The organism is Streptomyces sp. NPDC054834 (assembly GCF_053611185.1).
The window spans coordinates 88,284-100,965 of record NZ_JBSGZV010000028.1 but is presented as its reverse complement, the minus strand read 5'-3'; the positions used below and the strand labels follow the sequence as shown (position 1 = coordinate 100,965).

General features: G+C 71.3%; 11 protein-coding genes and 1 pseudogene. 8 read left to right on the top strand and 4 right to left on the bottom strand.

The window, feature by feature from the left end; translation table 11 throughout:
* Positions 1-43 precede the first annotated feature (43 nt).
* Positions 44-1,327 (top strand): sensor histidine kinase, encoded by a 1,284-nt coding sequence (locus ACWGJM_RS31310; RefSeq protein WP_453415105.1) that lies wholly within the window; start codon positions 44-46, stop codon positions 1,325-1,327.
* Here ACWGJM_RS31310 and ACWGJM_RS31305 read toward each other — a convergent pair.
* Positions 1,305-2,873: an alpha-L-arabinofuranosidase B gene (locus ACWGJM_RS31305; protein ID WP_453415104.1), complete on the bottom strand. Its 1,569-nt coding sequence runs from the start codon at positions 2,871-2,873 to the stop codon at positions 1,305-1,307. The genes ACWGJM_RS31310 and ACWGJM_RS31305 overlap by 23 nt on opposite strands.
* 215 nt (positions 2,874-3,088) lie before the next feature.
* Between ACWGJM_RS31305 and ACWGJM_RS31300 the strand changes: the two genes are divergently transcribed.
* Complete coding sequence (locus ACWGJM_RS31300; RefSeq protein ID WP_453415103.1) at positions 3,089-3,700, top strand: response regulator; 612 nt, start codon at positions 3,089-3,091, stop codon at positions 3,698-3,700.
* Between the two features lie 13 nt (positions 3,701-3,713).
* Here ACWGJM_RS31300 and ACWGJM_RS31295 read toward each other — a convergent pair whose 3' ends face one another.
* The 3 genes and pseudogenes from ACWGJM_RS31295 to ACWGJM_RS31285 all read right to left on the bottom strand — a co-directional run bounded on the left by ACWGJM_RS31295 (position 3,714) and on the right by ACWGJM_RS31285 (position 6,567).
* Entirely contained in the window at positions 3,714-4,484 is a 771-nt protein-coding gene (locus ACWGJM_RS31295) for a hypothetical protein (RefSeq protein ID WP_453415102.1), read from the bottom strand.
* Positions 4,484-5,022: pseudogene (locus tag ACWGJM_RS31290) on the bottom strand (SigE family RNA polymerase sigma factor). The gene ACWGJM_RS31295 and the pseudogene ACWGJM_RS31290 overlap by 1 nt, the downstream one beginning before the upstream one ends.
* Before the next feature lie 51 nt (positions 5,023-5,073).
* Positions 5,074-6,567 (bottom strand): MFS transporter, encoded by a 1,494-nt coding sequence (locus ACWGJM_RS31285; protein ID WP_453415101.1) that lies wholly within the window; start codon positions 6,565-6,567, stop codon positions 5,074-5,076.
* Positions 6,568-6,785: 218 nt separating this feature from the next.
* Here ACWGJM_RS31285 and ACWGJM_RS31280 point away from each other — a divergent pair, with 218 nt between their 5' ends.
* The 6 genes from ACWGJM_RS31280 (at position 6,786) to ACWGJM_RS31255 (ending at position 12,594) form a co-directional block, all read left to right on the top strand.
* Positions 6,786-8,519: an MFS transporter gene (locus ACWGJM_RS31280; RefSeq protein WP_453415100.1), complete on the top strand. Its 1,734-nt coding sequence runs from the start codon at positions 6,786-6,788 to the stop codon at positions 8,517-8,519.
* Between the two features lie 114 nt (positions 8,520-8,633).
* The gene (locus ACWGJM_RS31275; RefSeq protein ID WP_453415099.1) at positions 8,634-9,290 is read left to right on the top strand and encodes a class I SAM-dependent methyltransferase; all 657 of its coding nucleotides are present in this window, start codon (positions 8,634-8,636) and stop codon (positions 9,288-9,290) included.
* On the top strand, positions 9,287-9,457 hold the full coding sequence (locus ACWGJM_RS31270; RefSeq protein WP_453415098.1) for a hypothetical protein: 171 nt from the start codon (positions 9,287-9,289) through the stop codon (positions 9,455-9,457). The genes ACWGJM_RS31275 and ACWGJM_RS31270 overlap by 4 nt, the downstream gene beginning before the upstream one ends.
* Positions 9,458-9,559: 102 nt before the next feature.
* A complete protein-coding gene (locus tag ACWGJM_RS31265; protein WP_453415097.1) occupies positions 9,560-10,537 on the top strand; it encodes an N-acetylmuramoyl-L-alanine amidase in 978 nt (325 codons plus the stop codon).
* A gap of 150 nt (positions 10,538-10,687) precedes the next feature.
* Entirely contained in the window at positions 10,688-11,467 is a 780-nt protein-coding gene (locus ACWGJM_RS31260) for a DUF5336 domain-containing protein (RefSeq protein WP_453415096.1), read from the top strand.
* A gap of 116 nt (positions 11,468-11,583) precedes the next feature.
* Positions 11,584-12,594, top strand: coding sequence for an LLM class F420-dependent oxidoreductase (locus ACWGJM_RS31255; protein WP_453415095.1), 1,011 nt, complete (start codon positions 11,584-11,586; stop codon positions 12,592-12,594).
* Positions 12,595-12,682 lie beyond the last annotated feature (88 nt).

The window sequence follows — 12,682 nt, the reverse complement described above, 5'->3', positions numbered from 1 at the left end:
CTGTCGTACGGACCGCGAGGAACATCTGATCGGGGGATCTCAGATGAGCAGCAGGATCGGGGCGTGGTGGCGGAAGGCCTTCAGCCAGGCGGAGGGCTGGCAGGTCGCGCGGGCGCAGTGGAAGAAGGACATGGAGTGCTTCAAGGCCCAGCAGAGGGCCGCCCGTAAGAACGGGCAGGTCCCCGAGCACCCGGGCCCGCCGCCCACCGGATTCGCCCTGATGCCCTGGCTGCTGATGGGCATGGGCTCCTTCTCCAACCTCCTCCAGGGCAAGACCCCCAACCCGTGGATCGGCGGCCTGGGCCTGCTGGCCTTCAACTCGCTGTACGTCTACGTGGCCTTCCGCGCCTTCCACAAGGAGAAGCGCGAGACGACCTCCACCCGCGTGGCGCTGCTGCTGATGGGACTGGTGACCACCGGTCTGGCCGTCGGCTATGGCGGCAACTGGCTGCTGTTCTTCCCGCTGCTGGGCCTGGCGACGGGCGCGACCGTGCGCGGCCCGTGGCTCGGCAGGGCGGGGATCCTGCTGGCCGCCTTCGCGGGTACCGTCTCCGGGTTCCGCGACGGGGAGGACGCGGTGAACATCGCCTACGGCACGTTCCTGTCCATGATGGTGACCGCCGCGATCCTCTCCCTCTCCGAGGCCGTACGGGATCTGCGCGCCGCCCGCGAGGAACTGGCCCGGCAGGCGGTGGAGAAGGAGCGGCTGCGCTTCTCCCGCGACCTGCACGACCTGCTCGGCCACACCCTGTCGGTGATCGTGGTGAAGTCGGAGGCGGCCCGCCGGCTGGCCTCGCGCGACATGACCGCCGCGCTGGCGCAGATCGGCGACATCGAGTCCGTGGGCCGGCAGGCGCTGACCGAGATACGCGAGGCGGTGACCGGCTACCGCGAGGGCAGTCTCGCCACCGAGCTGACCCGGGCCCGCTCGGCACTGTCCGCCGCGAGCATCGAGCCGGTCGTCCGCCAGTCGGGCACCCCGCTCGCCCCGCAGACCGAGGCACTGCTCGGCTGGGTGGTGCGTGAGGCGGTCACCAACGTCGTCCGGCACAGTGACGCCACCCGCTGCGAGATCACCGTCGAGAGCGGCACCGAGCAAGCCAGGCTCACCGTCACCGACAGCGGCACCGGCAAGACCGTCACGCGCCCCGTGGAGGGCATCGGCGGCACCGGCCTGAAGGGTCTGACCGAGCGCCTCGCGGCGGCGGGCGGCTCCCTCAGGGCCGGTCCGTCGCCGCGAGGCGGCTTCACGGTCACCGCCGAACTCCCGGTGGAGCCGGCGGAACTGGCTGCCGTCGGGGTGGCTACGGCACCCAGGGCGAGCTGACCGCCCAGCTCACGTCGTCGCTCCAGGACGTGCTGCTGTCCCAGGCGTTGGAGCCACCGTTGCTCGCTATGTAGACGTTGAGGTTGTAGTGCCGCAGATACCTGGTCGGGTAGTTGTACGAGGCGAACGAGGTGCCCGTGCCGCTCTTCCCCGTCTGCGGACAGAAAGTGGCGTCGGCTCTGAACTGGGCGGTGCCGTCCATGGGCTGCCGGGTCAGCTTGTAGTTGTAGTGCCTCAGGAAGTCACCCGGGTAGTTGCGCGACTCGAAGGAAACACAGGAACTGCCGGCGAGCCCGCGGCGCACGATCCAGGTCGCGTCGTTCTTGTCGAGGGCGGAACTGCTCGACGTCACCGAGGAGATGACCGCCGCGTTGTTCTGGTGGCGGATGTAGTCGGTCGTGCAGCAGGCGGTCGTCGCGCGCAGCGATATCTCCGAGCCGGGCGTCAGGGAACCGGTGCTGCCGGTCGCGCCGCCGTAGCCGACGGAGACGATGTTGGACTGCACGGCGTCGTCGGCGGCGTCCGTCGGGATGCCGGAGGTCATCACGCCCTCGAAGAAGGAGCCGATGGAGCCGTTGCTGTTGTCACCGCCGGTGCCCAGGACGATCGCGCCCTCCTGGTGCATGGGCGAGTAGCCGCTCGTGGTCGGCTCGCCCCCGGAATACGTGGTGGTGAGTCCGCCTGATTGCGCATTGCCGTATTTCAGCGCGAAATGGTTCTGCCCGTTGTTCTTCAGCAGCGCGGTCACGAACGGCAGCGGTCCGGTGCCGGTGTTGGACGTGTTCTTGCTGTACCCGGCGTCCGACTGGAAGAGCCCGTTCTCCAGGTCGGCCTGCACCCACGGCCCCTGGCCGTAACACGGCGAGAACCAGCACTCGGTGCCGAAGTTGATCGCGTCCATGTGGCCGTTTCCGGTGTCCTTGTTGTTCGTCTCGGCGTTGCCGTAGTCGAAGCAGCAGGCCCCGTTGACATGGGTACCGGAGGTCACCATGTACATCCCCTCGGCCTGCCCGTTCACGGCGACGCCCGAGGTGGAGTTGTCCCGGTAGCCCATGCCGGCCGATATCTCCAGGCCGTAGACCTGGTGGCCGCCGACGGTCACCGGCAGCGCGTCCGCGGGCGCCCCGACATCGGCCGCGCCCGCCCCGCCCGCGCCCTCGATGGTGAGGTCGTTGTGGCGCGAGGACTGGTCGTAGATCTTGGTGATGATGCAGGTCGTGCCGGAGCAGAAGCTGTCCTGCGCGGCCGCGTTGGCGTACCCGCCGGCCGTCAGCAGGCCGATGTTCGACGTCGCTCCGTCCGAGGCGCGCTGCACCTGGTAGAGCGAGCCGCTGTACGACGAGTACAGCGCCCGCACAAGGCTGTGCGCGGCGACACACGGGGTGCCGGCGGCGGCGTAGACGTCACAGGGCAGCGAACTCGCGGCGGCGGCCTGCGGGGCGCCGACGCCCAGCAGCAGCGCGGCGACGGTGGCGAACGCCGCGAGCACGGAGAGCACGGCGCTTCTGAGCCGCCGGGGACTGCGGCGCGGGAGTCTTGGATCCACGGTGCACCTCTTCGGTTCCTCGTAGGGCAGTGCGGGGGGATTGGTCGAAATACCGGACGCTGTTCGATCGAAATACCGAACCTATTCAGCGCCGTAATGCCGAACAATTGCCGGAAATGCAGAGGCGATTGTTTGCGCGTCACGGGTGGTCGTCAACCCTGCGGACCGAACAAGGAAGAGTCTTTGATTGGCCACGTGTTGGCTACGCTTGGGTCGTGAAGAACATCAGGGTCCTGCTCGCCGAGGACCAGGGCATGATGCGCGGGGCCCTCGCCTTACTGCTCGGCATGGAGGCGGACATGGAGGTCGTCGCGCAGGTCGCGACGGGCGACGCGATCGTGGACGCGGCACTGCGACACCGGCCGGACGTGGCCCTGCTGGACATCGAACTGCCGGTGCGCAGCGGCCTGGACGCGGCGGCGGAGCTGCGCGAGCAGGTGCCCGACTGCCGGGTGCTGATACTGACGACCTTCGGCCGGCCCGGCTATCTGCGCCGGGCCATGGAGGCGGGGGCGTCCGGTTTCCTGGTCAAGGACGGGCCGGTGGAGGAACTCGCCGCGGCGATCCGTCGCGTCCTCACCGGGGAGACCGTGGTCGACCCGGTGCTGGCAGCGGCGGCGCTCAGTGCCGGTCCGAATCCGCTCACGGCCCGCGAGTGCGACGTGCTGAAGGCGTCGGTGGACGGGGCGACCGTCGCCGACATCGCCGCGAAACTGCACCTGTCCGAGTCCACGGTGCGCAACTACCTGTCCTCCGCGATCGGCAAGACGGGCACCCGCAACCGGGCGGAGGCGGTGCGGGAGGCCCGGCAGCAGGGCTGGTTGTGACCTCCCGGCGCCCTTACGGCAGCACCTTCACGTCCTTGTAGGCCGTCCCCTCCGGCGCGACGCACACGAACCAGTTCACCGGGGTTCCGGCGGCTTCCCGGGTCACCTCCACGGTGCTCGTGCCGTCGTCCCAGGTGCACTTGACCTGTGCGGTGGTCTTGGCGACCCGGCCGGCCACGAGCCGGCTGGGGCCGCCGACGGCGTACTTCTGTACCAGGGGGACGGCCCCGGCCCCCAGGTCCGTACCCGACATGTGGTCCCACTTCTCGAAGGTGTCGAACAGCACCACCCTGGGGTGCTCGTCGCCGTAGTACAGGCTCACGAAGTAGGACGTCCTGCCGGCCAGACCGGAGGCCTCGGGCAGGCCGAGGGACTCGATTCCGTCCTCGGCCATCGCATGCCGCTGCCTGCTCGCCTCCGCCTCGTCGCGCGGCACTCCCCAGACGGAGAGAACGACGCGCCAGTGTGTGCCGCGGTCGGTGCCCCGGGACAGTTCGGTCCGCTGGGGGGTGTACACGTGGCGCTGCTGGGGCGTCGTCGCCACCGTCCGGTCGCCGTGCCCCCCGGGCAGCCCCGTCACCGCCAGCGTCGCCCCCGTGGACCCCGCCAGTACCAGCGCCGTGGCCGCCGCCACCGCCCAGCGCCGCGCCCTGCGCCGCCGTCCGCCGCGGATGACCGCCTGCACGGGGGCTATACCGATCTCGACCTCCTCCGCGGCGTCCGCGAGGAGGAGGTCGATGTCCGTCTGCGTCATGTCGTGCCTCGTGTCCCTGTCCGCGCTCATCAGCTACGCCCTCCCTGCGTCACCATTCCGGCCAGTCCCGGTATGGCGCGGAGTTTCGCGATCCCCTTGGCCACGTTGCTCTTGACAGTGCCCACCGAGCAGCCCATCGCCTCCGCCGCCTGGGTCTCCGTCAGGTCCTCCCAGTACCGCAGGACCACCGCCTCCCGCTGTCGCGCGGGCAGTTCGGCGAGCGCCTTGAGCAGGGCGCTGCGGTCGTCGGCCTGGGAGATGCGGTCGCCGGTGTCGGCCACCTCGTGCACCAGGCCCGAGTCGTCCCTGGGCGCGAGGAACTCCTTGAGTTTTCGGCGGTGCCTGCGCGCGTGCGCGTTGATCATCACGCGCCGTACGTACGCCTCCGGGTCGTCCGCCGCGCCGACCCTGCGCCAGGCCGTGTACACCTGCTCCAGCGTCGACTGGACCAGGTCCTCGGCCGCGGCTGCTCCCCCGTGAGGAGAAATGCCGTACGCATCAGCCGCGGCCAGCGGCCGACGACGAAGCTGTGGAACTCCTCGTCCCGAGCCCTCTTCCGATCCCCCATGGGCACCTCCTAGATGTCAAAAGGAGTCCATGAGCCGCCCGGACCGTTGCCTCACTTCGCGGAGGAATCCGAGGAGGAATCCGAGGAGGAATCCGCGGCGGCATCCACGGAAGACCTCGCGGCAGCCGGAGAAATCCCTCGCGGCAGCCACACCAGCATCAGCGTCGCCCCGCCCAGCAGCAGTACCGCACTCGTGCGGAAGGCCAGCGCGTACCCCTGCGTCAGGGCCCCGGCCCCGCCGCCGCCCGTACGCGCCGCCGCGATGGTCGACATCACCGCCAGCCCCAGCGAGCCGCCCATCGTGCGCGAGGTGTTGACCAGCCCCGAAACCAGGCCGGCCTCCTCCTGTGCCGCCCCGGACGTGGCCAGCGCGGCCAGCGGGGTCGCCGCCAGACCCGCCCCCAGCATCATCAGGATCCCCGGGATCATGATCGCCGTGACGTAGGTCTCGTCCGCGCTCATCGTCGACTGCCACCCGAACCCGGCCGCCGCCACCAGCGTCCCCAGCACCGCCACCGTGCGCGCCCCGGCCGTCCGCATCAGGCGCGGTGCCAGCTTCGAGCCCGCCACCACGGCCAGGGAGCTGGGCACCAGCGCGAGTCCGGCCCCCAGCGGCGAGTAACCGAGCACGTTCTGCGCGTACAGCGTCATGAAGTACCACATGCAGAACATCGCCGAACCGCTCACGAACATGGCCGCGTTCGCCGACGCCACCGACCGCAGCCGCAGCAGCCCGAGCGGCATCAGCGGAGCCGCCGTACGCGCCTGCACCAGCAGGAACAGCCCGATCAGCGCGAGTCCGGCGGCGAGCGGCACCAGCGTCGCCGCGGCCGTCCACCCCTCCGCCTCGGTCTGCACGATCCCGTACGCCAGCGTCGCGAGGCCGGCCGTGACCAGCAGCGCGCCCGGCAGGTCGAGCCGCCGCCCGTCCCCCGCCCGGCTCTCCGCCAGCCACAGCACGGACCCGGCGAGCACCACCGCGCCCACCGGCACGTTGATCAGCAGCACCCACCGCCACGACAGCCCGTCCACCAGCACCCCGCCGACGAGCCCGCCCGCGGCGCCGCCGCCCGCGCCCACCGCCGTCCAGGTCGCGATGGCCCGCGCCCGGGCCCCGCCCTCCGGCACCGCCGCCGTCAGCAGCGTCAGCGTCGACGGCGCCAGCACCGCCGCGCCCAGCCCCTGCACGGCCCGGGCCAGCAGCAGTTGCCACCCCTGCTGGGCCAGCCCGCCGCCCAGCGAGGCCAGCGTGAACAGCCCGAGCCCCACCAGGAACATCCGCTTGCGCCCGTAGAGATCACCGGCCCGCCCGCCCAGCAGCATGAACCCGGCGAAGGCGATGGCGTAGGCGTTCACCACCCACTGCAACCCGCCCGCGCTCAGCCCGAGGTCGGTGCGCATCGAAGGCAGCGCCACGTTCACCACGGACACGTCGAGCACGACCAGGAACTGCCCGGCACACGCGAGCGCCACCACCAGCCAGGTGGGGGGCGCGGTCCGGCGGCGGTATATGGGGGAGGCGTCGGCTTCGAGCATGGGTGTCATGCTCTCAACGTGGTTACGGTCCTTGCATCGGCTTTTCGCCGTATCCGCGCCCCGGCCGTACGACCTACGCCCGGCTGTACGAGCCACGCCACCGCTACCCGACAGTGCGTCAGATACCCATGACAAGGTCAAGAAATCATTAGAGGCCCGAAGCAACGGAATAGTTGCCTGTGCATACGGGGTTGCCCCAGTACTCATCTCACTGGAGGCCTCACTCAATGACGCACACGACGACCGACCGGCCCACCCGGAGAGCGAGCGGCGCAGTGGTCCCGGTGCTCGCCTTCGCGGGCATCGTGGTCGCGGTGATGCAGACCCTGCTCGTCCCGGTCATCAAGGACCTGCCGCAGCTGCTGGACACCGCGCCCAGCAACGCCACCTGGGTCCTGACCTCGACTCTCCTCTCGGGCGCCGTGGCCACCCCGATCATGGGCCGGCTCGGCGACCTGTACGGCAAGCGGCGCATGCTGATCCTCAGCCTCGCCGTCATGGTGGTCGGCGCCCTGGTCAGCGCGCTCACCAGCCAGCTGCTCACCATGATCGTCGGCCGTACGCTCCAGGGCTTCGCGATGGGCGCGATCCCGCTCGGCATCGGCCTGATGCGCGACATGCTGCCGCGCGAGAAGCTCGGCTCGGCGATGGCGCTGATGAGCTCCTCGATCGGCGTCGGCGGCGGCCTCGCGCTGCCCGCCGCGGCCCTCGTCGCCCAGCACACGAACTGGCACGCCCTGTTCTACGGCGCCGCCGGCCTCGGCGTGCTCTCCATCGCCCTCACCCTCCTCGCCGTACCGGAGTCCCCGATGCGCGCCGAGGGCTCCTTCGACCTGCTGGGCGCACTCGGCCTGTCCACCGGTCTCGTCCTCTTCCTGCTGCCGATCACCAAGGGCAGCGACTGGGGCTGGACCTCGGGCACCACGCTCGGCCTGTTCGCGGCCGCCGCGGTCGTGCTCGTCCTGTGGGGCGTGATGGAGCTGCGGATCCAGGCCCCGCTGGTGGACCTGCGCACCACGGCCCGGCCCGCCGTGCTCTTCACCAACCTCGCCTCGATCATGGTCGGCGTCTCGTTCTACGTCGTCTCCCTGGTCCTGCCCCAGCTGCTCCAGCTGCCCAAGGCCACCGGCTACGGCCTCGGCCAGTCGATGGTCGTGGCGGGCCTGCTCGTCGCGCCGCTCGGCCTGACGATGATGTTCACCGCGCCCGTCTACGCCCGGCTGTCCGCGAAGTACGGCCCCAAGGTCACCCTGATCCTCGGCATGCTGATCATCGCGATCGGCTACGGCGCCGGCCTCGGCCTGATGAGCGCCCCCTGGCAGAGCCTGGTCATCGCGGTGATCCTGGGCGCCGGCATCGGCCTGGCCTACTCCTCCCTGCCCGCGCTGATCGTCGGCGCGGTCCCCGCCTCGGAGACCGGCGCGGCCAACGGCCTCAACACGCTGATGCGCTCCATCGGCACGTCCGTCTCCAGCGCCGTCATCGGCATGGTGCTGGCCAACACCGCGAACCACGTCGGTGGCGTCGCGGTCCCGACCATGCACGGCTTCCGGGTCTCCTTCCTGATCGCGACCGGCGCGGTGGCCATCGGCCTGCTGATGGCCCTGTTCCTGCCCAAGCCGAACCGCGCCCCGCAACTGCGTGCCAGCAGCGAGGAGGAGGCCAACCTGGAGCGTGCCGAGGCGGTCCTGCGGGGCTTCCACGGCCGGGTCCTGGACGCCGGCGGCGCCCCGGTCGCCCGTGCCAAGGTCACCCTGATCGACCAGCGGGGCCGCCAGGCGGGCGCCACCCTCTCCCTGGAGGACGGCCGCTACGCCCTCGCGGTCCCCGCCCAGGGCGCCTACGTCCTGGCCGCGAAGGCCACCGGCCACGGCCCGCACGCCTCGTCCGCGACCCACGCGGGCGACGAGCGGCCGGTCGAACTGGACCTGGCGCTGCCCGGAGAGACGGTCAGCGCGTAACCGAGTCCCCGCGTCCGATCCGCCGAGCCAGTCCTTCCGCACCCCCTGTCGCTGCGCCGGCAGGGGGTGCGGCAACATGGGCGCCCAAACGCACGTACGACCGAGAGGGACCCCATGCCCGCGGCACCCAAGCCCGAGATCCTGGCCGCGTTCGAGGCGGCGAAGGGGTTCATGCCCGTGGACGAGGGGTTGGCGCTGTACGCGGCAGCCGCCGACGCGGGCCGGCTGGGGCTGCCGCTCCTGGAGGTCGGGACGTACTGCGGACGCTCGACGATCCTGCTCGCGGACGCGGCCCGGCAGGCCGGGGTCACCGCGCTCACCGTCGACCACCACCGGGGCAGCGAGGAGCAGCAGCCGGGCTGGGAGTACCACGACCCGGAGACGGTCGACCCCGAGGTCGGCCTGATGGACACGCTGCCCACGTTCCGCAGGACGCTGCACAAGGCGGGCCTGGAGGAGCACGTGGTGGCGTTGGTGGGCCGCTCCCCGCAGATCGCCGGGTTCTGGAACTCCCCGCTCGGCCTGGTCTTCGTCGACGGCGGTCACACCGACGAGCACGCGGGCGCCGACTACGAGGGCTGGGCCCCCCATGTGGCCGAAGGCGGCCTCCTCGTCATCCACGACGTGTTCCCGGACCCGGCGGACGAGTTCACCGGGCAGGCCCCCTATCGCGTCTACCTCCGGGCCCTGGAGTCGAACGAGTTCACGGAGGTCTCGGTGACGGGTTCGCTGCGCGTGCTGCGGCGGACGCGGGCGGGGGCCGCACGGTGAGGTACCTGATCGGCCTCGCCCTGATCGTCTTCGGGGCACCGCTCGTCGGCATCCTCGGCCGGGTGCTCGAGGGCACGGGACGAAAGCGGCTCGGCAAGGTCGTCGGCATCGGCGTGTACCTGGCGGTGCTGGCTGTCGCCGGCTGGCTGGTCGTCAGCGACCTCTGACCGGCTTTCCGCCGCCAGAGCGCCCCTTGGCGCCCCGCGGCGCCACCCGCCCGGCCCACTTGCGGCATGTGGGCACCGGGAACGGCCGCTAGGGTGGCAGACGTGTCGTACGTAGGCCCGGACTTCGATCCCCCGCAGCCGCGCCGGTCCCGGCGCGGCCCGCTGACCGTCGCGCTCGCCGCGCTGGTGCCCGGCGCCCTGCTGGGCTGGCTGGTGTACGAGGCGGTGGGCGCCCCGGGCGGCTCCGGCCAGGCGGGCCCCGCCTCGAGCTCGGCGTCCGTCTCGCGCCCGCTCTCCGCGTCGCCGTCTGGCTCCCCCACGGACGACGGAAAAACGAGCCCGACGCCCTCGGCCGCGAAGTCCGGAACGGCCTCGGCCTCCGCCTCCGCGCCCGCCGCCTCCGGCCCGCTCAAGGGCAAGGTCGTCGTCATCGACCCGGGGCACAACCCGGGCAACTTCCGGCACACGGCCGAGATCAACCGCCAGGTGGACATCGGCACGAACTCCAAGGAGTGCGACACCACGGGCACGTCCACCAACTCCGGTTACACGGAGGCCCGGTTCACGCTCGACGTCGCCCACCGGCTGCGCGCGATCCTGGAGCAGCAGGGCGCCACGGTGAAGTTCACCCACGACGGCGACTCCCCGCCCTGGGGGCCGTGCGTGGACGAACGCGCCCGGATCGGCAACAACGCGCACGCCGACGCGGCCATTTCCATCCACGCCGACGGCTCGGCCGAGGGCAACCGCGGCTTCCACGTCATCCTTCCGGCGTCCGTCCACTCAGGCGCCGCCGACACCCGCCCGATCGCCGCCCCCTCCAAGTCCCTGGGCGAGCGGATCGCGGGCAACTTCCTGCGGGTCACGGGTGAGCCGCCCTCCAACTACATCGGCGACGGCACCGGTCTCGTCACGCGTAAGGACCTGGGCGGTCTCAATCTGTCAACGGTTCCCAAGGTGTTCATCGAGTGCGGCAACATGCGCGATAGCAAGGACGCGGCACTGCTCACCAGCGGCGCTTGGCGGCAGAAGGCGGCGCAGGGAATCTCTGAGGGAATCGTGAGTTTCCTGCGCGGGTAGGGATCGTCGGTCGGTCCCGGCGCACGGCCTGATCATTCGAACGATAGTGTTCGTCCGATCAGGGGCCATCCCCGCTACGCCTCTGCCGACGACGAGACGACCTGCAAAGGACCTGTAGTGAATATCCGCTCCCTCACTCGAGGCGACGGCGTGGTGATCGGAGCAGCGGTGTTGCTCTTCATCGCGTCGTTCCTCGACTTCTACTCCTACTCCATGGCGGGCTACTCGAACAGCCAGAGCGGGTGGGAGGACCTCGGAACGGGCCTCGGCACGTACATGGGGGCCGTCATCGGTGCCGCCCTGATCGTCCTCAACCGCTGCCTGCCTCAGCAGCGCAAGGTGGCCGGTCTGGACCTCGGCATGGTCGGCACGGGCTTCGCGATCCTGTCCGCCTGGACCCTCTTCTGGACGCTGGTGGACGTGCCCGACCACGTCGACGCCGGCGCCGGTCTCATCCTCGGCCTCATCGCCGCCCTCGTCATCGCCGGCGCCGCCATCGCCACCCCCCTCGTCCCCGCCCTCCAGGCCGCTCTGATCCCGGCCCCCAAGCCCACCGCCCCGCAGCCCTACGGCGCCCAGCCCCCCGGTGGTTACGGCTACCCGGGCGCGCCGCAGCAGCCGTACGGTGCTCAGCCGCAGCCGGGTCAGCCCTTCGGGCAGCAGCCGGGCGCGCAGCCGCAGCCAGGCCCGCAGCCGGGCGCGCAGCCGTCGGCCCAGCCGCAGCCGGCCGGGGACTTCTCGCCGTTCTGGTTCGCCGTGCCGGTGCCGCGCCCGCTGTTCGCGGAGGACGGCTCGCAGGCCCCGATAGCCGAACTGGCCCCGGGCACCTGGTACCTGGCGGTCGAGCAGCGTGGTGCTCACCTGGTCGCGCAGACCCAGGACGGCCGCCGCGGTGTGCTCCAGGACACCTCCGGGATCCAGCGCGGCTGAGTCCGCCGCCACCGTCGTGTACGGCCCCTCGCTCTTCCGGGCGGGGGGCCGTTGCCGTACAGTCGCAGGTCGCTACGTTGCTGACGTTCCGTCAGATCCTCAGATCGGAGGGTGACATGCGGCTCGGTCTCGCGCTCGGTTACTGGGGCCGCGGCCCCTCCCCCGACCATGTGGCGCTGGCGCGGGAGGCCGAGCGGCTCGGCTACCACTCCGTGTGGACGGCGGAGTCCTGGGGCTCGGACGCCTTCACCCCGCTGACCTGGATCGCCGCGCAGACCTCAAGGATCGCTCTGGGCACGGCAGTTGCCCAGATGGCGGCCCGCTCGCCGACCACGACCGCGATGCACGCGCTGACGCTCGACCACCTTTCCGGTGGGCGCGTCATGCTGGGGCTCGGGCTGTCGGGGCCGCAGGTGGTGGAGGGCTGGTACGGCCGTCCGTTCCCGGCCTCGCCGCTGACCGCGACCCGGGAGTACGTGGACGTCGTACGGCAGGTGCTGCGGCGGGAGGCGCCGGTGGAGGTGGCCGGGAGGTTCCACTCCCACCCCTACCGGGGCGCGGACGGCACGGGCCTCGGCAAGGCCCTCAAGCCCATCACCCACCCCCTGCGCCCCGATCTGCCCATCCTGCTGGGCGCGGAGGGCCCGAAGAACGTCGCCCAGACGACGCGTATCGCGGACGGCTGGCTGCCGCTGTACTGGGCGCCGACCCGCCCCGAGGTCTACGGGCCCGCGCTGACCGACCTGCCGGAGGACTTCCTCGTCGCCCCCATGGCCCAGGTGCGGGTCTGCGACGACGTGGCCGAGGGCCTGCTCCCGGTGAAGGTCATGCTCGGCTTCTACATCGGCGGCATGGGCCACGCGGCCCGCAACTTCCACGCCGATCTGATGGCGCGCATGGGGTACGAGGAGGAGGCCCGCCGCATCCAGGACCTCTTCCTCTCCGGCCGCCGCGAGGAGGCCGTGCAGGCCGTCCCGGACGCCTTCGCCGACGAGATCTCCCTGGTCGGCCCGCGCGAACGCATCGCCGAACGGCTGGAGTCGTGGCGCAAGGGCCCGGTGACGGACCTGCTGGCGCTGTCACCGGACGCGCATTCGCTGCGGGTGCTGGCGGAGCTCAACTCGTAGGCGCCGGAGCGCATCCCCCTACGGCCTGACCAGGTACATTGTTGAAAATAGGCCTATCGGCCTGCGGGGTTCTTGTCGGGTACGGGGG

Coding starts and splice junctions, on each gene's coding strand:
- ACWGJM_RS31285 (WP_453415101.1), bottom strand. CDS start 6,567: ATGACACCCATGCTCGAAGCCGACGCCTCCCCCATATACCGCCGCCGG.
- ACWGJM_RS31255 (WP_453415095.1), top strand. CDS start 11,584: ATGCGGCTCGGTCTCGCGCTCGGTTACTGGGGCCGCGGCCCCTCCCCC.
- ACWGJM_RS31310 (WP_453415105.1), top strand. CDS start 44: ATGAGCAGCAGGATCGGGGCGTGGTGGCGGAAGGCCTTCAGCCAGGCG.
- ACWGJM_RS31280 (WP_453415100.1), top strand. CDS start 6,786: ATGACGCACACGACGACCGACCGGCCCACCCGGAGAGCGAGCGGCGCA.
- ACWGJM_RS31295 (WP_453415102.1), bottom strand. CDS start 4,484: ATGAGCGCGGACAGGGACACGAGGCACGACATGACGCAGACGGACATC.
- ACWGJM_RS31275 (WP_453415099.1), top strand. CDS start 8,634: ATGCCCGCGGCACCCAAGCCCGAGATCCTGGCCGCGTTCGAGGCGGCG.